A 17,686-nucleotide genomic window follows, 5' to 3' on the forward strand; every position below is an offset into this window, starting at 1 on the left:
GGCGGGAGCTGCCGCCCGCGGCGGGCGGCTGCGGCGCCACGGGCGCGCCGGGCTGGGGGAAGCCGTAGCCGGCGGGCTGCGCGGCCTCGGGGGTGCCCGGCTGGGGGAAGCCATAGCCCCCCTGCTGCGGCGGCACGGCCGGGTATCCGTAGCCGGGTCCCTGCGGGGGCTGCCAGGGCGCCGGCGCGGCGGGCGGCCCCGGCTGCGGTTCACCGCGTGGACAACACCCGTACACGCATGCGCTCTTGACACGTTCCGGGGCCAGAGCGGAGATTGACGCGCGTAGACATCCACGGCGTCCACGGCACCCGCCACCGCCGCCGCCCTCCACCCTCGGAGTCCTTGATGCGTTCTTCCCTGCCGAGAACCGCCGCCGTCCCGGCGCTCGTGTCGCTCGCCCTCGCGGCCGGTCTGATCGTGACCGCCACGCCGGCCTCCGCCGCGGACGTCCGGATCCACGGCATCCAGGGCACGACCCGGATCTCGCCGCTCGTGGGCTCGCCCGTCGCGGACGTGCCGGGCATCGTCACCGGGGTGCGGGCGTACGGCAGTTCGCGCGGCTTCTGGTTCCAGGACCCGAAGCCGGACAACGACCCGGCCACCAGCGAGGGCCTGTTCGTCTACACCGGCTCCTCCCCCACGGTGAAGGTGGGCGACAGCGTCCAGGTGGCCGGGACGGTCAGCGAGTTCGTGCCCGGCGGCGCGGCCACGGGCGAGCAGTCCGTGACCGAACTGACCTCGTCGAACGCGAAGGTGACGGTCGTCTCCTCCGGCAACGCGCTGCCCGCGCCCGTGCGGATCACCGCGAAGTCCGTGCCCGCCGCCTACGCGCCGGCCGGCACGCCCGCCACCGGCAACTCCGTCAACGGCCTCCGGCTGAAGCCCAAGGCCTACGCCCTCGACTACTACGAGTCCCTGGAGGGCATGAACGTCAGCGTCGCGAACACGCGCGTCGTCGGCGCGACCGACGCCTTCGCCGAGCTGTGGGTGACGGTCAAGCCCTCGGAGAACGCGGACCGCCGCGGCGGCACGGTCTACGGCTCCTACGACGAGCAGAACACCGGGCGCGTCCAGATCCAGCAGCAGGCCTCCACGACCGACCACGCCTTCCCGGTCGCCAACGTCGGCGACCAGCTCAAGGGCACGACCGAGGGGCCCCTGGACTTCAACCAGTTCGGCGGCTACACGCTGGTGGCGGGCCAGTTGGGCACCGTCGTCGACAAGGGCCTCAAGCGGGAGGTGACGGCCAAGCAGAAGAAGGACCAGCTCGCCGTCTCCACCTACAACGTCGAGAACCTGGCGCCGAGCGACCCGCAGTCCAAGTTCGACTCGCTGGCGTCCGCCGTCGTCACGAACCTCTCCTCCCCCGACATCCTGTCGCTGGAGGAGATCCAGGACGACAGCGGCGCGACGGACGACGGCACGGTCACGGCGGGCGTGACCGTCCAGAAGTTCATCGACGCGATCGCCGCGCACGGCGGCCCGACGTACGCCTGGCGCTCGGTGGCCCCGGAGAACGACAAGGACGGCGGGCAGCCCGGCGGCAACATCCGCAACGTCTTCCTCTACAACCCGGCCCGGGTGTCCTTCGTGGACCGCGGCACCGCCGACGCGACCACCGGCACGCAGGTCGTCTCCACCAAGAACGGCCCTGACCTGACGCTCTCCCCCGGCCGCCTCGACCCCGCGAACCCGGCCTGGACGGACAGCCGCAAGCCGCTCGTCGGCGAGTTCACCTTCCAGGGCAGGACGGTGTTCCTGGTCTCGAACCACTTCATCTCGAAGGGCGGCGACGAGTCGCTGACCTCGCAGCACCAGCCGGGCACCCGCTCCTCCGAGGTCCAGCGGCAGGAGCAGGCGGCGGCCGTCAACTCCTTCGTCAAGGACGTCCGCAAGGTGAAGAAGGACGCCGACGTGGTCGTCCTGGGCGACCTGAACGACTTCCAGTTCTCCGGCACGCTCGCCACCCTGACCAAGGGCGGGGTGCTCGACGACGACATCGACACGCTGCCGGTCCCGGAGCGCTATTCGTACGTCTACAACGGCAACACGCAGACGCTCGACCACATCCTGACCACGCCGTCGATCACCGACTTCCAGTACGACAGCGTGCACATCAACGCCGAGTTCGCCCAGCAGGACAGCGACCACGACCCGCAGGTGCTGCGCCTGCGCCCGTGACGCGACGGGGCCGGGCGGCGGTCCGCCCGCCTGCCCGGCCCGTGGGTCCCCGTCCCGCGCCTCGTCAGTTGTGGGCGTGCAGGACGTCGTTGAGGCCGTCCCAGACCGCGTTGTTGGGGCGCGCCTCGACCCGGCCGGTCTCGGAGTTGCGGCGGAAGAGGATGTTGCTCGCGCCGGACAGCTCGCGCGCCTTGACGACCTGGCCGTCGGGCAGCGTGACCCGCGTGCCCGCCGTGACGTACAGGCCGGCCTCGACCACGCACTCGTCGCCGAGCGCGATGCCCACGCCGGCCTCGGCGCCGATGAGGCAGCGCTCGCCGATGACGATGCGCTCCTTGCCGCCGCCGGACAGCGTGCCCATGGTGGAGGCGCCGCCGCCGATGTCGGAGCCGTCGCCGAGCACGACGCCCTGCGAGATCCGGCCCTCGACCATCGACGTGCCGAGCGTGCCGGCGTTGTAGTTGACGAAGCCCTCGTGCATCACGGTGGTGCCGGCGGCGAGGTGCGCGCCGAGGCGGACGCGGTCGGCGTCGGCGATGCGCACGCCCTGGGGCGCGACGTAGTCCGTCATGCGCGGGAACTTGTCGACGGACACGACTTGGAGGTGCAGGCCGTCGGCGCGCGCGTTGAGGCGGACGGTCTCCAGCGTGTCCACGGCGACGGGGCCGAGCGAGGTCCAGGCGACGTTCGCGAGGAGCCCGAAGATGCCGTCGAGGTTCTGGCCGTGGGGCCGCACGAGACGGTGGCTGAGCAGGTGCAGGCGCAGGTACACGTCGTGCGCGTCGAGCGGCTTCTCGTCGAGCGACGAGATGACCGTGCGGACGGCGACGACCTCGACGCCGCGGCGCGGGTCGGGGCCCACGGCACGCCCGGCCGCCTCGCCGAGCAGCTGCGCGGCGCGCTCGGCGGAGAGGCGCTCGGTGCCCGCGGGGCCCGGCTCGGCGAGCAGCTCGGGGGCGGGGAACCAGGTGTCCAGCACGGTTCCGTCGGCGGCGACGGTGGCGAGGCCGGCGGCGGCCGCGCCGGTGGGGCGGGAGGTCGTATCGGTCATACCGAAAACCTATCCGCACCCGCTCCTTCACGGCGAACCGGCCCGCACGGCACGCGGGGGCGGCCTGCCGGACCAGGGGGCGCGGCGGGGCCGCGGCCGTCGCACGGCGATCCGGGCCCGTCCCCGAAGCGCCCCGCCTGCGGCCCGGCAGGCCCCGCGTCAGCCCAGCCGGTTGGCGTCCCCGCCCCGGAGGCGGAAGCGGTCGTCCTCGGCGCGCGGCAGGGCGCGGTGGCCCTCCGAGTGGTGGTTGACCCAGCCGCACACGCCGCAGCTGTAGCGCCCGTCCAGGCCGGCGATGAGGGTGCCGCACTGGCGGCACTCGGCGTAGGTGATCTCGGGTCCCGGGTCGCCGGGGTCGCCCGGCTGCTGCCGCGGCTCGGGATCGGGCGGTACGGGCGTGTTCACGCGGCCAATCTACTCGGCGGCCGGCGCGGTGGGCACCGGCGGCCGCAGGACGCGCGCGAGCATCTCGCGGGCGTAGGCCTCGTCGTACTCGCCGCCGGTCAGCAGGACTTGGAGGCAGATCCCGTCGAGGAGGGCGACGAGGGCGCGGGCCGTGGTGGGGTCCGTGCGCGCGGACAGTATCCCGGCGACCGCGTCCGTCCATTCGGCGGCCACGGGCCGCAGCGCGGGCCTGCGCAGCGCCGCGAGGTAGAGCTCGTACTCCAGCTCGGCGCCGCCCCGGTCGCCGGCGAGCCACTGCCCGGTGAGCCGGGCGAGGACGGCCGCCAGGTCGGCGTCGGCGCCGGCGGGCGGGGCGCCGTCCCGGATGAGGGTCGCGAAGCCCTCGTTGGCCTGGCGCAGCGCCGCGATCAACAGCTCGTCCAGGGAGGCGAAGTGATAGGTGGTGGAGCCGAGCGGCACGTCGGCCTCGGCGGCCACGGTGCGGTGGCTGAGCCCGGCGATCCCGGAGCGGCCCACCACCCGGATCGCGGCGTCGATGAGCCGCTGCCGCCGGTCGGGGTCGTAGCGACGCGTCACGGAGAGGAGCTTCCGCCGAGGTTCAGGAACACGACCCCGACGATAACCAGCCCGACACCCGCGAGCCGAACCGGACTCACGGACTCGTGCAGGAACAGCACGCCGATCACGGCCATCACGGCCGTTCCCGCACCCGCCCAGATCGCGTACGCGGTACCGACGGACATGGTCCTGAGGGTTCCCGACAGCAGCGTGTACGAGACGACGTAGCCGCACAGCGTCACGAGCGAGGGCCACAGCCGGGTGAATCCCTCGCTGTACTTCATGGCGGTGGTGGCGGCGATCTCCGCCGCGATGGCCCCTGCGAGCAGCACGTATCCCATGCGTACGAGCGTACACATAGCTGTGTACGACCGTACACACCGCGTCGCCGCACCCAGGTCACCGTCCCGCTCCCGGCGCCCCCCGCGGGGCCCGCTACCTTGTGCCGCATCCGAGTGGGGGGACGCACGATGGCGGACACGAGTGGTTCGAGTGGTTCGAGCGGTTGGAGCGGTTCGAGCGGTTCGAGTGGTTCGAGTGGTTGCGGACCGGGCGGCGAGAGCTCCGGAGCGCGGAGCGGCTCGCGGGTGCAACCGGGCACCGGCGCGCCGGGACAGGCGGCGCCGGACGGTGCGTCGCCGGGCGGGCCCGTCCCCGGCGGCGGCCCGGTCCCGGGCGGGTACGGCCCCGGGCCGTCCGTGCCTGCGGCTCACTGGCCGGGCGCCCGGTATCCCTGGGCGCCGCCGAGGCCGGGGACGATACCGCTGGCACCGCTCGACTTCTGGCAGGTGCTGGGCGGCGGACTGGCGACCTTCGGCCGCTTCTGGAGCCGGCTCGTCGCGGTGGCGCTGACGGCGTTCGGCGCGGCGCTCGTGCTCGGCGCGATCGCGGTGGGCGCGACGGCGGCGGTCTTCGCCGCGCGGATCGAGGCGACGGCCGACCGTCTGCGCGACGGGGGCGGGGACTTGTGGGCCGCGGCCGGCGCCCCGGCCGTCGTGTCCTTCGCGCTGCTCGGCGTCCTCGGGCTGCTCGCCCTCGCCGCCGCGCAGTCCCTCGTCCTGGCCGCGTGCACGGCCGCCGTGCAGGAGGGTGTCCTCGGCCGCCCCCTGGGCTACCGCGACCTGCTGGGCCGGGCGCTGCGCGGCGCCCGGCGGTCGTTCGTGGTCCATCTGCTGGCGGGGCTGCCGGCCCTGCTGCCGATCGCTGTCTTGGCCCTGGCCGCCCTCGCCCTCGGCGGCTTCTCGCCGTCCGGCCGGCCCGGCGCCCTCGCCCTGGTCCTGGGCTGGCTCCTGGCCCTCGCCTGCGTCCCGGTGGTGCTGTGGCTCGGCGTGCAGCTGAGCCTCGCCCCGGTGGCGGCGGTCGCCGAGTCGGCCCGCCCGCTTCAGGCTCTGCGCCGCTCCCGTCGGCTCGTGCGGGGCGCCTGGTGGCGGACGTTCGGGCTGGTGGCCGTGGCGGGGATGATCGCGGGCGCGGCGGCGGCGGCCGTCAATCTGGTGCTCGAACTGGTGGGCTGGATCGCGCTGCTCGGGGCGTTCGCCGTCTCGCACCACGGCGAGCCCCTGGCGCCGGTGGCGATCGTCCTCTTCCCGGTCGTCCTCCTCGCCCTGGCGTTCCTCGTCGAACTGCTGGTCCTGCTCTACCCGCAACTGGTGCTGGCGATGGCGTACGTGGACCGCAGGATGCGTGCCGAGGGCCTGGCCGGGGAGCTGATCCGCGCCCTGTGAGGCCGGCGGCCGCGCCGCACGGGGGCCGCTCCCGCGGGGGCGCGCGGCCGGGTCAGGACCTGCCCGGCCCCCCGGCGCCCGGTCCGTCACCGGACGCGGGCGCGCCGCCCGCCGGCTCCTCCTCCGCCCCCGCGCCGTACTCCACCGTCCCGCCGTCCAGCAGCGGGGGCTGGGGGGTGCCGGCCGTCTTCGACAGCCAGCGCAGCCCGTGGTACGAGGTCAGCACGACGAGCGTGCCGAGCGCGATGCCGCTCAGCACGAAGCTGCCGGTGATCTTCAGCGAGACCCCGCCGACGCCGATGATCACACCGGTCGCGGCCGGGACCAGGTTCAGCGGCTGCGAGAAGTCGACCTTGTTGCGGATCCAGATCTGAGCGCCGAGCAGCCCGATCATGCCGTAGAGGATGACGGTGATCCCGCCGAGCACGCCGCCCGGGATGGCGGCGACGACCGCGCCGAACTTCGGGCAGAGGCCGAACAGCAGGGCGAAGCAGGCGGCGGCCCAGTACGCGGCGGTCGAGTAGACGCGGGTCGCGGCCATGACGCCGATGTTCTCCGCGTACGTCGTGGTGGCCGGGCCGCCGAAGGCGGTGGACAGCACCGTCGCCGCGCCGTCCGCCACGATCGCGGTGCCCATCTTGTCGTCCAGCGGGTCGCCGGTCATCTCGCCGACGGCCTTGATGTGTCCCGTGTTCTCGGCGAGCAGGGCGATGAGGACGGGCAGCGCGACGAGGACGGCGGAGCCGGTGAAGTTCGGGCCGTGGAAGTGCGGGAGGCCGATCCAGTCGGCCTTGCCGACACCGGAGAAGTCGATGCGCCAGTGGTCGACGACCTTGCCGGAGCCGTCGGCCGAGTGGATCCGGCCCGCGGTGCGGTCGAGGACCCAGGACAGCAGGTAGCCGAAGAGGAGGCCGAGGAAGATCGCGACGCGGGACCAGAAGCCGCGCAGCACGACGAGCGCGAGTCCGGTGAAGACCATGGTGGCGAGCGCCGTCCACTGGTCCTGCGGCCAGTAGGTGGCGGCGGTGACGGGCGCCAGGTTGAAGCCGATCAGCATGACCACCGCGCCGGTGACCGGCGGCGGCAGGACGGCGTGGATGATCCGCGCGCCGAGCACCTGGACGGCGATGCCGCAGCCCGCGAGGCACGCCCCGACGACGAGCATCGCACCGGTGAGGGTGCCGGTGTCGCCGCCCTGCCCCGCGATCGCCGCGGAGACGCCGACGAAGGACAGCGACGAGCCGAGATAGCTGGGCACGCGACCCCGCGTGGCGAGCAGGAACAGGGCGGTCGCCACGCCGGACGCCATCAGCGCGAGGCTCGGGTCCAGGCCCATCAGCACGGGCGCGACGAAGCACGCGCCGATCATCGAGACGACGTGCTGGGCCCCGAGGCCGACCGTGCGGCCCCAGCTCAGCCGCTCGCCCGGCTTGACGATGTCCCCCGGCCCCAGGTGCTTGCCGTCGCCGTGCAGCTTCCACCCGAAGCCCGCCATGACTGCTCTCCCGTTCTCGCTTCTTCCGCCTCCCCGCGGCCGGGGCGCCGGCCGGCGCATCGCGGCCCGGCATGCGGCGGGTCCCGCCGTACGCCGGCCGGGACCCGAATCGAACAGTTCATTTAAAGCGGAACAGCCAGTTCTGGCCAAACCGGCTGCCCGCGGGCAGGGCGCGGGCAGGACCCGGGCACGGCGGAGGGCCCCTGGACGGCGGGGATGACACCCGCCGTCCAGGGGCCCTCGGGACCCGTGCGCGTCCGGCGGCGCGACGGTGATCACCTGTCGCGCGCGGACGACCGGGTGGAGCGGCTCAGACGTTGAAGCCGAGCGCGCGCAGCTGCTCGCGCCCGTCGTCCGTGATCTTCTCGGGGCCCCACGGCGGCATCCAGACCCAGTTGATGCGCAGCTCGTTGACGATGCCGTCGGTGGCCGACTTGGCCTGGTCCTCGATCACGTCGGTCAGCGGGCAGGCCGCGGACGTCAGCGTCATGTCCAGGGTGACGACATTGTCGTCGTCGATGTGCATCCCGTAGATGAGGCCGAGGTTGACGACGTCGATGCCGAGCTCGGGGTCGACGACGTCGTACAGCGCCTCGCGGACCTCGTCCTCCGAGGCCGGTTTCATCAGGGTCTCGTTCTCGCTCATGCCGTCTCCTTCCGCGCGCTCTCGCCCAGGGCCTGGGCCGTCGCGTCCTTCCAGGCCATCCAGCTCAGCAGGGCGCACTTGACGCGCGCGGGGTACTTGGAGACGCCGGCGAACGCCACGGCGTCCTCCAGCACCTCCTCCATCGCGTCGTCGGGCTCGACCTGCCCCTTGGACTGCATCAGCTCCAGGAACGTGCCCTGGATCTGCTGCGCCTCGGCGAGGTCCTTGCCGACCAGCAGGTCGTTCAGCACGGAGGCGCTGGCCTGGCTGATCGAGCAGCCCTGCCCCTCGTAGCTGACGTCCGCGATGCGCTCGCCCTCGTAGCGCACGCGCAGCGTGATCTCGTCACCGCAGGTCGGGTTGACGTGGTGCACCTCGGCGTCGCCGTCTCTGAGACCGCGCCCGTGCGGGTGCTTGTAGTGGTCCAGGATGACGTCCTGGTACATCGAATCCAGTTTCACGACTCGGCCCTGTCCCTATCCGAAGAAGTTACGGACGTGCTCCAGGCCGTCGACCAAGGCGTCCACCTCGGCCGGGGTGGAGTACAGATAGAACGACGCCCTGGTGGTCGCGGGAATTCCGTACCGGAGGCAGACGGGCCGCGCGCAGTGGTGGCCGACCCGGACGGCGATGCCCTGTTCGTCCAGTACCTGGCCCACGTCGTGCGGGTGGATGTCGCCCAGCGTGAACGAGATCGCGGCGCCGCGCTCCTCGGCCGTGGTGGGGCCGATGATGCGCAGGTCGGGCACCTGGAGGAGGCGCTCGACGGCGTACGCCGTGAGGGCCTTCTCGTGCGCGAGGATCTTGTCCATGCCGATGGCGCTCAGGTAGTCCACGGCCGCGCCGAGACCCACGGCCTCGGCGATCGGCGGGGTGCCGGCCTCGAACTTGTGCGGGGCCGGCGCGTACGTGGACGAGTGCATCGACACGGTCTCGATCATCTCGCCGCCGCCGAGGAACGGCGGCAGGTCCTCCAGCAGCTCCTGCCGGCCCCACAGGACGCCGATGCCGGTCGGGCCGAGCATCTTGTGCCCGGTGAAGGCGACGAAGTCGGCCTGCAGCGCCTGCACGTCCAGCGGCATGTGCGGGGCGGCCTGCGACGCGTCGATCATCACGAGCGCGCCGACCTGCTGCGCCCTGCGGACGATCGCCTCGACGGGGTTGTGCGTGCCGAGGATGTTGGAGACCAGCACGAAGGAGACGATCTTCGTCTTCTCGGTGATGACCTCCTCGATGTTCGACAGGTCGAGGCGGCCGTCGTCGGTGAGGCCGAACCACTTCAGCTTCGCGCCCGTGCGCTGCGAGAGCAGCTGCCACGGCACGATGTTGGAGTGGTGCTCCATCTCCGTGATGACGATCTCGGTGTCGGAGTCGACGCGGTAGGGCTCGTCGGCCCAGCCGAGCATGTTGGCGACGAGGTTCAGCGACTCCGAGGCGTTCTTCGTGAAGATCACCTCGTCGCGGCTGGGCGCGTTGACGAAGGACGCGATCTTGTCGCGCGCGCCCTCGTACAGCGCCGTGGCCTCCTCGGCGAGGACGTGCACGCCCCGGTGCACGTTGGCGTTGTGCCGCTCGTAGTACCCGGTCATCGTGTCGAGGACCTGGCGCGGCGTCTGGGACGTCGCCGCGTTGTCCAGGTACACGAGCGTGCGGTCGTCGTGGACCGGCCGGTCGAGGATCGGGAAGTCCTTGCGGATCGCCTCCGTGTCCAGCAGGCCGTGCAGTTCCCGCGTCTGTGTCACGCCGTTACGCCTCCCTTCACGTATGCCTCGTAGCCCTCGTTCTCCAGCTTGTCGGCGAGCTCGGCGCCGCCGGACTCGGCGATGCGGCCCTGCGCGAAGACGTGGACGAAGTCGGGCTTGATGTAGCGCAGGATGCGCGTGTAGTGGGTGATCAGCAGCGTGCCGACGGTGCCGGTCTCGCGGACCCGGTTGACGCCCTCGGACACGATGCGCAGCGCGTCCACGTCGAGGCCGGAGTCGGTCTCGTCGAGGATCGCGATGTGCGGCTTGAGCAGTTCGAGCTGGAGGATCTCGTGGCGCTTCTTCTCGCCGCCGGAGAAGCCCTCGTTCACGTTGCGCTCGGCGAAGGCCGGGTCGATCTGGAGGTTCTCCATCGTCTCCTTGACCTCCTTCACCCAGGTGCGCAGCTTGGGCGCCTCGCCGCGGATCGCGGTGGCGGAGGTGCGCAGGAAGTTGGAGACGGAGACGCCGGGGACCTCGACCGGGTACTGCATGGCGAGGAAGACGCCGGCGCGGGCCCGCTCGTCCACGGTCATCGCGAGGACGTCCTCGCCGTCGAGGGTGACGGTGCCGCCGGTGACCGTGTACTTGGGGTGCCCCGCCAGCGAGTAGGCGAGCGTCGACTTGCCGGAGCCGTTGGGGCCCATGATGGCGTGCGTCTCGCCCTGCTTGACGGTCAGGTCGACGCCCTTGAGGATCTCGCGGGGGCCGCCTTCCGCATCGACGGTGACGTGCAGGTCGTTGATTTCGAGCGTTGCCATGGGTGCCTCAGGACTCCTGTGTGACGGAGACGAGCACATCGTCCCCTTGGATCTGAACGGGGTATACGGGGACGGGGCGCGTCGCGGGCAGTCCGGACGGCTTGCCGGTGCGCAGGTCGAAGCTGGAGCCGTGCAGCCAGCACTCGATCTGGCAGTTCTCGACCTCGCCCTCGGAGAGGGAGACGTTCGCGTGCGAGCAGATGTCGTTGATCGCGAACACCTCGCCCTCCGTGCGGACGACGGAGACGGGGGTGCCGTCGAGTTCGACGCGCATCGGCGTGTCGTCCTCGAGCTCGCTGAGCGAGCAGACGCGGGCGAAGGCCATCAGACGGACGCCTCCAGCTCCGTCTCGATCTTCGCGAGCAGGCGCTCCTCGACGTCCGGCAGGCCGATCTGCTGGACGAGTTCCGCGAAGAAGCCGCGCACGACGAGCCGGCGCGCCTCGACCTCGGGGATGCCGCGCGCCATCAGGTAGAACAGCTGCTCGTCGTCGAAGCGGCCGGTCGCGGAGGCGTGGCCGGCGCCGGCGATCTCGCCGGTCTCGATCTCCAGGTTCGGCACGGAGTCGACGCGGGCGCCGTCGGTGAGGACGAGGTTGCGGTTCATCTCGTAGGTGTCGGTGCCCTCGGCCGCCGCGCGGATCAGCACGTCGCCGATCCACACCGCGTGCGCGTCGTCGCCCTGCAGGGCTCCCTTGTAGGCGACGTTCGACTTGCAGTGCGGGGTGTTGTGGTCGACGAAGAGGCGGTGCTCCTGGTGCTGGCCCTCGTCGGTGAAGTACAGGCCGAACAGCTGGGCGTCGCCGCCGGGGCCCGCGTACTCGACGCGCGGCTGGAGCCGCACGACGTCGCCGCCGAAGGTGACGACGACCGACTTGAAGGACGCGTCGCGGCCGAGGCGCGCGTTGTGCTGCGCCACGTGGACGGCCTTCTCGTCCCAGTCCTGCACGGACACGACGGTGAGCTTGGCGCCGTCGCCGACGAGGAAGTCGACGTTGCCCGCGATCACCGCTTCGCCCGTGTGGTCGAGGACGACGACCGCCTCGGCGAACGCGCCGAGCTCGATCACCTGGTGCGCGTAGGCGACACCGCCCTGGCCGTGCACGGCGATGCGGATCGGCTCGCCGAGCACGGTCTCCTTCGGGACCGTGATCACGGACGCCTTCTCGAACGCGGAGTACGCCTGCGCGGCCACGCGGTCGGCCGGGACGCCCGCCCTGCCGACGCGCGGGTCGTCGCGGCCCACGGTCTCCTGCGTGACGCCCGCGGGCGCGGTCACCTCGGTGCGCACGCCCCCGTCGGCGACGGCGCTGCCGTCGTGGAGTCCGCGCAGCCGCTCCAGCGGGGTGAAGCGCCACTCCTCCTCGCGGCCGTGCGGGACGGGGAAGTCGCCGACGTCGTAGGAGGGCGCCGCGCTGTTGCGCGTCGCCACGCCGGACTCCGCCGCGACCGCGATGGCGCCGGTGGTCGTGGAACCCGCCGGAGCGGGGGAATTCTGGGCCTCAGCCATGGCTGTCGTCGTGTTCTCTCTGTCTGTCTTCGGTGCTGTCTGTGTGTACCCCGGATCCGGGGCGGGCGCCTCGGCCGTCAGCCGACCGCGCCCTCCATCTGCAGCTCGATCAGCCGGTTGAGTTCCAGCGCGTACTCCATCGGGAGCTCCTTGGCGATCGGCTCGACGAAGCCGCGCACGATCATCGCCATCGCCTCGAACTCCGACAGGCCGCGGCTCATGAGGTAGAACAGCTGGTCCTCGGAGACCTTGGAGACCGTGGCCTCGTGGCCCATGGACACGTCGTCCTCGCGCACGTCCACGTAGGGGTAGGTGTCCGAGCGGGAGATCGTGTCGACCAGCAGCGCGTCGCACAGCACGTTGGACTTGGAGCCCTCGGCGCCCTCGCCGATCTCGATCAGGCCGCGGTAGGAGGTCCGGCCGCCGCCGCGCGCCACCGACTTGGAGACGATGTTCGACGACGTGTTGGGCGCCATGTGCACCATCTTCGCGCCGGCGTCCTGGTGCTGGCCCTCGCCCGCGAACGCGATGGAGAGCGTCTCGCCCTTGGCGTGCTCGCCCATCAGGTAGACGGCCGGGTACTTCATGGTGACCTTGGAGCCGATGTTGCCGTCGACCCACTCCATCGTCGCGCCCTCGTACGCCACGGCACGCTTGGTGACGAGGTTGTACACGTTGCTCGACCAGTTCTGGATCGTCGTGTAGCGGCAGCGGCCGCCCTTCTTGACGATGATCTCCACGACGGCGCTGTGCAGCGAGTCGGAGGAGTAGATCGGGGCGGTGCAGCCCTCGACGTAGTGGACGTAGGCGTCCTCGTCGACGATGATCAGCGTCCGCTCGAACTGGCCCATGTTCTCCGTGTTGATGCGGAAGTAGGCCTGGAGCGGGATGTCGACGTGCACGCCCTTCGGCACGTAGATGAAGGAGCCGCCGGACCACACGGACGTGTTGAGCGACGCGAACTTGTTGTCGCCGACCGGGATGACCGTGCCGAAGTACTCCTTGAAGAGCTCCGGGTGCTCCTTGAGGGCCGTGTCGGTGTCCAGGAAGATGACGCCCTGCGACTCCAGGTCCTCACGGATCTGGTGGTAGACCACCTCGGACTCGTACTGCGCGGCGACACCGGCGACGAGGCGCTGCTTCTCCGCCTCGGGGATGCCGAGCTTGTCGTACGTGTTCTTGATGTCCTCGGGCAGGTCCTCCCAGGACTCCGCCTGCTTCTCCGTGGAGCGCACGAAGTACTTGATGTTGTCGAAGTCGATGCCCGACAGGTCCGAGCCCCAGTTGGGCATGGGCTTCTTGCCGAACAGCTTGAGGCCCTTGAGGCGCAGCTTCAGCATCCACTCGGGCTCGTTCTTCTTCGCCGAGATGTCGCGGACGACCTCTTCGGAGAGGCCGCGCTTGGCGGCGGCACCGGCGGTGTCGGGGTCGGCCCAGCCGAATTCGTACGTGCCCAGGCCCTCGAGCTCGGGGTGGGCGGTCTCCGTGGGGAGCGTCATGCGGGGTTCCTCCCGGCTGTGCTTTCACTGGTGGGGTCGGTGTCGGGGGCGGCGCCCTGCGGCGTCCCCGGGACGAAGGTCGTGCACACGCCGTCGCCGTGGGCGATGGTGGCGAGGCGTTGCACGTGCGTGCCGAGGAGGTGCGAGAACGCCTCCGTCTCGGCCTCGCAGAGCTGCGGGAACTGCTCGGCCACGTGGGCGACCGGGCAGTGGTGCTGGCAGAGCTGCTCGCCCTGGCCGTTCGGCGCGGAGCGGGTGGTCGCCGCGTAGCCGTCGGCGCTGAGCGCGTCGGCGAGCGCCTGGGCCCGGTTCTCGGGGGCGGCGGCCTCGACGCGGCCGCGGTAGGCCCCGGTCTGGGCGGCGATCCTCGCGCGGGCGAACGCGGTGACGGCGGCCTCGCCCTGCTCGCCGCCGCCGGCGGCGGTCGCGATCCAGCCCAGCGCGTCGGCGGCGAGCTTGTCGTAGGACTGGTCGAAGGCGTCCCTGCCGCAGGCGGTCAGCGCGAAGGCCTTCGCGGGGCGCCCGCGCCCGCGCGAGCCGTAGACGCGCTGCTCGCGGGGCTCCACGACGGTCTCGGCGACGAGGGCGTCCAGATGGCGGCGCACGGCGGCGGCCGTGAGGCCGAGGCGCTCGGCCAGCTCCGCGACCGTCGAGGGGCCGTGGTCCAGGATGGAGCGCGCGACGCGGCCGCGCGTGGAGTGCTCACCGGTCGCCAGATCGTCCTGCGGGGTTCCCATGGGGGCCTCCCGAGTCTCGCCGACGTTTTTCACAACGCCATTGTTGCGTAATTCGAGGCGGCATGACAACCACGGTGAGCCACGATCAGCGGTGCCCTGTGTCACTTAGGGTCACCTAAGGAAGCGGTGCCGCTCCCCCCTGGCGGGGCCGCGCGGGCCGCTGCCTAGACTTCGCCCATGCACAGCGACTCCCCCGACGTGGCCGGCGGCGGGCCCGACCCGGCCGTGTCGATCCGGGGCCTGGTCAAGCGCTACGGGAACAAGACCGCCGTGGACGGCCTGGACCTGCATGTGCGCGCGGGCACGGTGACGGCGGTGCTCGGCCCCAACGGCGCGGGCAAGACCACCACGATGGAGACCTGCGAGGGCTACCGCAGACCCGACGAGGGCACCGTACGCGTCCTCGGCCTCGACCCGGTGGCCGACGCCGCCCGGCTGCGGCCCAGGATCGGCGTGATGCTCCAGTCGGGTGGCGTGTACTCCGGCGCACGCGCCGGAGAGATGCTCCGCCACATGGCGAAGCTCCACGCGAACCCGCTCGACGTGGACGCGCTGATCGAGCGCCTCGGCCTCGAGTCGTGCGGGCGCACCACCTACCGGCGCCTCTCCGGCGGGCAGCAGCAGCGGCTGGCGCTGGCGCTCGCCGTGGTCGGCCGGCCCGAGCTGGTCTTCCTCGACGAGCCGACCGCCGGCCTCGACCCGCAGGCCCGCCACGCGACCTGGCAGCTGATCCGGGAGCTGCGTGCGGACGGCGTCACCGTCGTGCTGAGCACGCACTTCATGGACGAGGCCGAGAGCCTGTCCGACGACGTCGTCATCGTGGACGCGGGGCGCGTCGTCGCCCAGGGCGACCCGGAGACGCTGTGCCGGGGCGGCGCCGAGAACACGCTGCGCTTCACGGGCCGGCCCGGCCTCGACCTCGGGTCGCTGCTCAAGGCCCTGCCGGACGGCTCCCAGGCCGCCGAGCTGACGCCCGGTTCGTACCGGATCGCCGGGACCGTCGACCCGCAGCTGCTCGCGACCGTCACCTCCTGGTGCGCCCAGCACGGCGTCATGCCGGACGGCATCTCCGTGGAGCGCCATTCCCTGGAGGACGTCTTCCTCGAACTGACCGGCAAGGAGCTGCGCCGATGACCGCCACCGCCGGCCCCGCGGGCCCGAGCACGGCCGCCGCCACCGGCGCCGGGACGTACGCCCCGGCGCCCGGCGCGGCCCCGCTGCTGCGCATGATCGGGGCGCAGGCCGCGTTCGAGACGAAGCTGCTGCTGCGCAACGGCGAGCAGCTGCTGCTCACGGTCGTCATCCCCTCGCTGCTGCTGGTCCTCTTCTCGACGGTGGACATCGTGGACACCGGCCGGGGCGCCTCCGTGGACTTCCTGGCGCCGGGCATCCTGGCGCTCGCCGTCATGTCCACCGCCTTCACCGGGCAGGCCATCGCGACCGGCTTCGACCGGCGCTACGGGGTGCTCAAGCGCCTCGGCGCGTCCCCGCTGCCCCGCTGGGGGCTGATGACCGCCAAGACGCTGTGCGTGCTCGTCACCGAGGTGCTCCAGGTCGCGCTGCTGGCCGCCATCGCGCTGCTGCTGGGCTGGTCCCCGCACGGCAACCCCGGGGCCGTCGTCGCGCTGATGGTCCTCGGTACGGCCGCGTTCTCCGGCCTCGGGCTGCTGATGGCCGGCACGCTGAAGGCCGAGGTGACGCTCGCCGCAGCCAACCTGGTGTTCATCCTGCTGCTGGTCGCGGGCGGGGTGATCGTGCCGCTCGACAAGTTCCCCGACGCCGCGCGCGAGGTGCTCCAGCTGCTGCCGATCGCCGCGCTGTCCGACGGCCTGCGGACCGTGCTCCAGCACGGTGCGCCGGTGCCGTGGCGCGACCTCGGCGTGCTGGCCGGCTGGTCCGTGGCGGGACTGGGCGCGGCAGGGGCGTTCTTCCGCTGGGAGTGAGCGCCGGGAAAGGCCCCGGCGCGCTCGCCGGGGCCGCGCCCCGGGCCCCGCGCCGGTCGGGACATGCCGTGCGCCGCCCGCCCGGCACCGCGCCTTGCGAGAAGCCCGGCGCCACCGCCCGGCACCCCTCGTGAAAACCTGCACAAGCGGACGCCTACGATGAACCCCATGCCGAACGTCACCCGGGGAGCCGTGGCCGAAGCGGCCCGCAACCCCCTGGCCTTCCTGGCCGCACGCTGGTCACCGTCGGACCGCCTGGTCCGGTACTCGCTGCTCGCGGCGGTGGTGACGAGCGTGATCATCGTCGTCACGGGCGGCGCGGTCCGCCTCACGAGCTCGGGTCTCGGCTGCCCCACCTGGCCCAAGTGCTCCGACGGCAGCCTCACGGCCACGCCCGCGCTGGGCCTGCACGGAGCCATCGAGTTCAGCAACCGCATGCTGACGGACGTGCTCTGCGTCGTCGTCGGCTGGGCGATCATCGCGGCCCGCTGCTCGAAGCCCCGCCGCCGGTCCGTCACGCGCCTGGCCTGGTCGCAGTTCTGGCTGGTCGTCGCGAACGCGGTGCTGGGCGGCATCACCGTCCTCGTGAAGCTGAACCCGTGGACGGTCGCCGGGCACCTGCTCCTCGCGATGGTCTTCGTGACCGTGACGACCCTGACGTGGCTGCGCTTCCGCGAGGGCGATCTGCCGGCCCGGCCCCGCGCGCCGCTGCCGCTGCGCCGCCTGGCGGCGTGGACGGTCGTGGCGACGGCGCTCCTCATCGCCGCGGGCACGGCGGCCACCGGCTCGGGCATCCACGCGGGCGACAGCAGCAAGGTCCCGCGGATGCCGTTCGACTGGCTGGACACGGTGTACGTGCACGGCGGCCTCGCCTGCCTCGTCGTCGCGATGTCCGCCGCGCTGTGGATCGGCCTGCACCTCGCCGACGCCCCGCGCGACACCCGCGCCCTCGCCCGCAACTTCCTCCTGGTGCTGCTCGCCCAGGGCGTCGTCGGCGTAATCCAGTCGGCGACCGGCGTGCCCGAGCTCCTCGTCGCCGTGCACATGCTGGGCATCAGCGCGGTGTGGATCGGCGTGGTGCGCGTCGCCATGAGCCTGCGCGAGCGTCCGCGCGAGACGGCGGCGGCGCCCGCCGTGGCGGAGGCACCGCTGGCCGCCTCGGTCTGAGGCGGAGGCCCCGCCCGGACAGGGGCGCTCGTGTCCCGGTCGGGCAGGGGCTCCCGTCCCGATCCGGGCGCGGACGCGCACCGTCGCGCCCGGACGGGGCAGCAGCCCCGGGTCCCCGCCCGGAGACGACAGCGCCCGGCCGCTCGCGCCGTCCCGCCCTACCCCCACCATCCGCGCGCTCCGCGCGCGCCGCACGCACGACGGCCCGGCCCCCTGCCCGCGTACGGGAAGGGGGCCGGGCCGTTCGACGACCGCGCCGGGGCCGCCG

Annotated in this window: 18 protein-coding genes; 5 read left to right on the forward strand and 13 right to left on the reverse strand. The window is 72.5% G+C overall.

The window, feature by feature from the left end; translation table 11 throughout:
* Nucleotides 1-345: 345 nt before the first annotated feature.
* On the forward strand, nucleotides 346-2,181 hold the full coding sequence (locus L1885_RS10065; RefSeq protein WP_235796688.1) for a DUF8508 domain-containing protein: 1,836 nt from the start codon (nucleotides 346-348) through the stop codon (nucleotides 2,179-2,181).
* 64 nt (nucleotides 2,182-2,245) lie between these two features.
* Here L1885_RS10065 and dapD read toward each other — a convergent pair whose 3' ends face one another.
* The 4 genes from dapD to L1885_RS10085 all read right to left on the reverse strand — a co-directional run bounded on the left by dapD (nucleotide 2,246) and on the right by L1885_RS10085 (nucleotide 4,536).
* A complete protein-coding gene (gene dapD, locus L1885_RS10070; RefSeq protein ID WP_235796689.1) occupies nucleotides 2,246-3,232 on the reverse strand; it encodes a 2,3,4,5-tetrahydropyridine-2,6-dicarboxylate N-succinyltransferase in 987 nt (328 codons plus the stop codon).
* Nucleotides 3,233-3,391: 159 nt separating this feature from the next.
* Nucleotides 3,392-3,637 (reverse strand): hypothetical protein, encoded by a 246-nt coding sequence (locus L1885_RS10075; RefSeq protein WP_235796705.1) that lies wholly within the window; start codon nucleotides 3,635-3,637, stop codon nucleotides 3,392-3,394.
* A gap of 9 nt (nucleotides 3,638-3,646) precedes the next feature.
* Nucleotides 3,647-4,213, reverse strand: a complete 567-nt coding sequence (locus tag L1885_RS10080) for a TetR/AcrR family transcriptional regulator (RefSeq protein WP_235796690.1) — start codon at nucleotides 4,211-4,213, stop codon at nucleotides 3,647-3,649.
* Nucleotides 4,210-4,536, reverse strand: coding sequence for a DMT family transporter (locus L1885_RS10085; RefSeq protein WP_235796691.1), 327 nt, complete (start codon nucleotides 4,534-4,536; stop codon nucleotides 4,210-4,212). The genes L1885_RS10080 and L1885_RS10085 overlap by 4 nt, the downstream gene beginning before the upstream one ends.
* Before the next feature lie 357 nt (nucleotides 4,537-4,893).
* Here L1885_RS10085 and L1885_RS10090 point away from each other — a divergent pair, with 357 nt between their 5' ends.
* Nucleotides 4,894-5,919 carry a hypothetical protein gene (locus L1885_RS10090; protein WP_235796692.1) on the forward strand — a complete coding sequence of 342 codons (1,026 nt, stop codon included), beginning with the start codon at nucleotides 4,894-4,896 and terminating at the stop codon, nucleotides 5,917-5,919.
* Between the two features lie 52 nt (nucleotides 5,920-5,971).
* On the opposite strand, the gene L1885_RS10095 is transcribed toward L1885_RS10090, so the two are convergent.
* The 9 genes from L1885_RS10095 to L1885_RS10135 form a co-directional block, all read right to left on the reverse strand.
* On the reverse strand, nucleotides 5,972-7,414 hold the full coding sequence (locus tag L1885_RS10095) for a uracil-xanthine permease family protein (RefSeq protein WP_235796693.1): 1,443 nt from the start codon (nucleotides 7,412-7,414) through the stop codon (nucleotides 5,972-5,974).
* 310 nt (nucleotides 7,415-7,724) lie between these two features.
* On the reverse strand, nucleotides 7,725-8,060 hold the full coding sequence (locus tag L1885_RS10100; protein ID WP_235796694.1) for a metal-sulfur cluster assembly factor: 336 nt from the start codon (nucleotides 8,058-8,060) through the stop codon (nucleotides 7,725-7,727).
* On the reverse strand, nucleotides 8,057-8,521 hold the full coding sequence (gene sufU, locus L1885_RS10105) for a Fe-S cluster assembly sulfur transfer protein SufU (protein ID WP_235796695.1): 465 nt from the start codon (nucleotides 8,519-8,521) through the stop codon (nucleotides 8,057-8,059). The genes L1885_RS10100 and sufU overlap by 4 nt, the downstream gene beginning before the upstream one ends.
* Nucleotides 8,522-8,536: 15 nt before the next feature.
* A complete protein-coding gene (locus L1885_RS10110) occupies nucleotides 8,537-9,802 on the reverse strand; it encodes a cysteine desulfurase (RefSeq protein WP_308117297.1) in 1,266 nt (421 codons plus the stop codon).
* Nucleotides 9,799-10,563: a Fe-S cluster assembly ATPase SufC gene (sufC, locus tag L1885_RS10115; RefSeq protein WP_235796696.1), complete on the reverse strand. Its 765-nt coding sequence runs from the start codon at nucleotides 10,561-10,563 to the stop codon at nucleotides 9,799-9,801. Before sufC ends, L1885_RS10110 begins: the two co-directional genes overlap by 4 nt.
* A 7-nt stretch (nucleotides 10,564-10,570) precedes the next feature.
* Nucleotides 10,571-10,888, reverse strand: coding sequence for a non-heme iron oxygenase ferredoxin subunit (locus L1885_RS10120; protein WP_235796697.1), 318 nt, complete (start codon nucleotides 10,886-10,888; stop codon nucleotides 10,571-10,573).
* On the reverse strand, nucleotides 10,888-12,072 hold the full coding sequence (gene sufD, locus L1885_RS10125) for a Fe-S cluster assembly protein SufD (RefSeq protein WP_235796698.1): 1,185 nt from the start codon (nucleotides 12,070-12,072) through the stop codon (nucleotides 10,888-10,890). The genes L1885_RS10120 and sufD overlap by 1 nt, the downstream gene beginning before the upstream one ends.
* Before the next feature lie 77 nt (nucleotides 12,073-12,149).
* Nucleotides 12,150-13,571, reverse strand: coding sequence for a Fe-S cluster assembly protein SufB (gene sufB / locus L1885_RS10130; protein ID WP_235796699.1), 1,422 nt, complete (start codon nucleotides 13,569-13,571; stop codon nucleotides 12,150-12,152).
* Nucleotides 13,568-14,341 (reverse strand): helix-turn-helix transcriptional regulator, encoded by a 774-nt coding sequence (locus L1885_RS10135; RefSeq protein ID WP_235796700.1) that lies wholly within the window; start codon nucleotides 14,339-14,341, stop codon nucleotides 13,568-13,570. The genes sufB and L1885_RS10135 overlap by 4 nt, the downstream gene beginning before the upstream one ends.
* A 144-nt stretch (nucleotides 14,342-14,485) precedes the next feature.
* Here L1885_RS10135 and L1885_RS10140 point away from each other — a divergent pair, with 144 nt between their 5' ends.
* The 3 genes from L1885_RS10140 (at nucleotide 14,486) to L1885_RS10150 (ending at nucleotide 17,418) form a co-directional block, all read left to right on the forward strand.
* Nucleotides 14,486-15,442 carry an ABC transporter ATP-binding protein gene (locus L1885_RS10140; RefSeq protein WP_235796701.1) on the forward strand — a complete coding sequence of 319 codons (957 nt, stop codon included), beginning with the start codon at nucleotides 14,486-14,488 and terminating at the stop codon, nucleotides 15,440-15,442.
* Entirely contained in the window at nucleotides 15,439-16,251 is an 813-nt protein-coding gene (locus L1885_RS10145; protein WP_235796702.1) for an ABC transporter permease, read from the forward strand. Before L1885_RS10140 ends, L1885_RS10145 begins: the two co-directional genes overlap by 4 nt.
* Before the next feature lie 159 nt (nucleotides 16,252-16,410).
* Nucleotides 16,411-17,418 (forward strand): COX15/CtaA family protein, encoded by a 1,008-nt coding sequence (locus tag L1885_RS10150; RefSeq protein ID WP_235796703.1) that lies wholly within the window; start codon nucleotides 16,411-16,413, stop codon nucleotides 17,416-17,418.
* The last annotated feature ends 268 nt before the right edge of the window (nucleotides 17,419-17,686 follow it).

The organism is Streptomyces fuscigenes (assembly GCF_021556455.1).
GTDB classification, from domain to species: domain Bacteria; phylum Actinomycetota; class Actinomycetes; order Streptomycetales; family Streptomycetaceae; genus Streptomyces; species Streptomyces fuscigenes.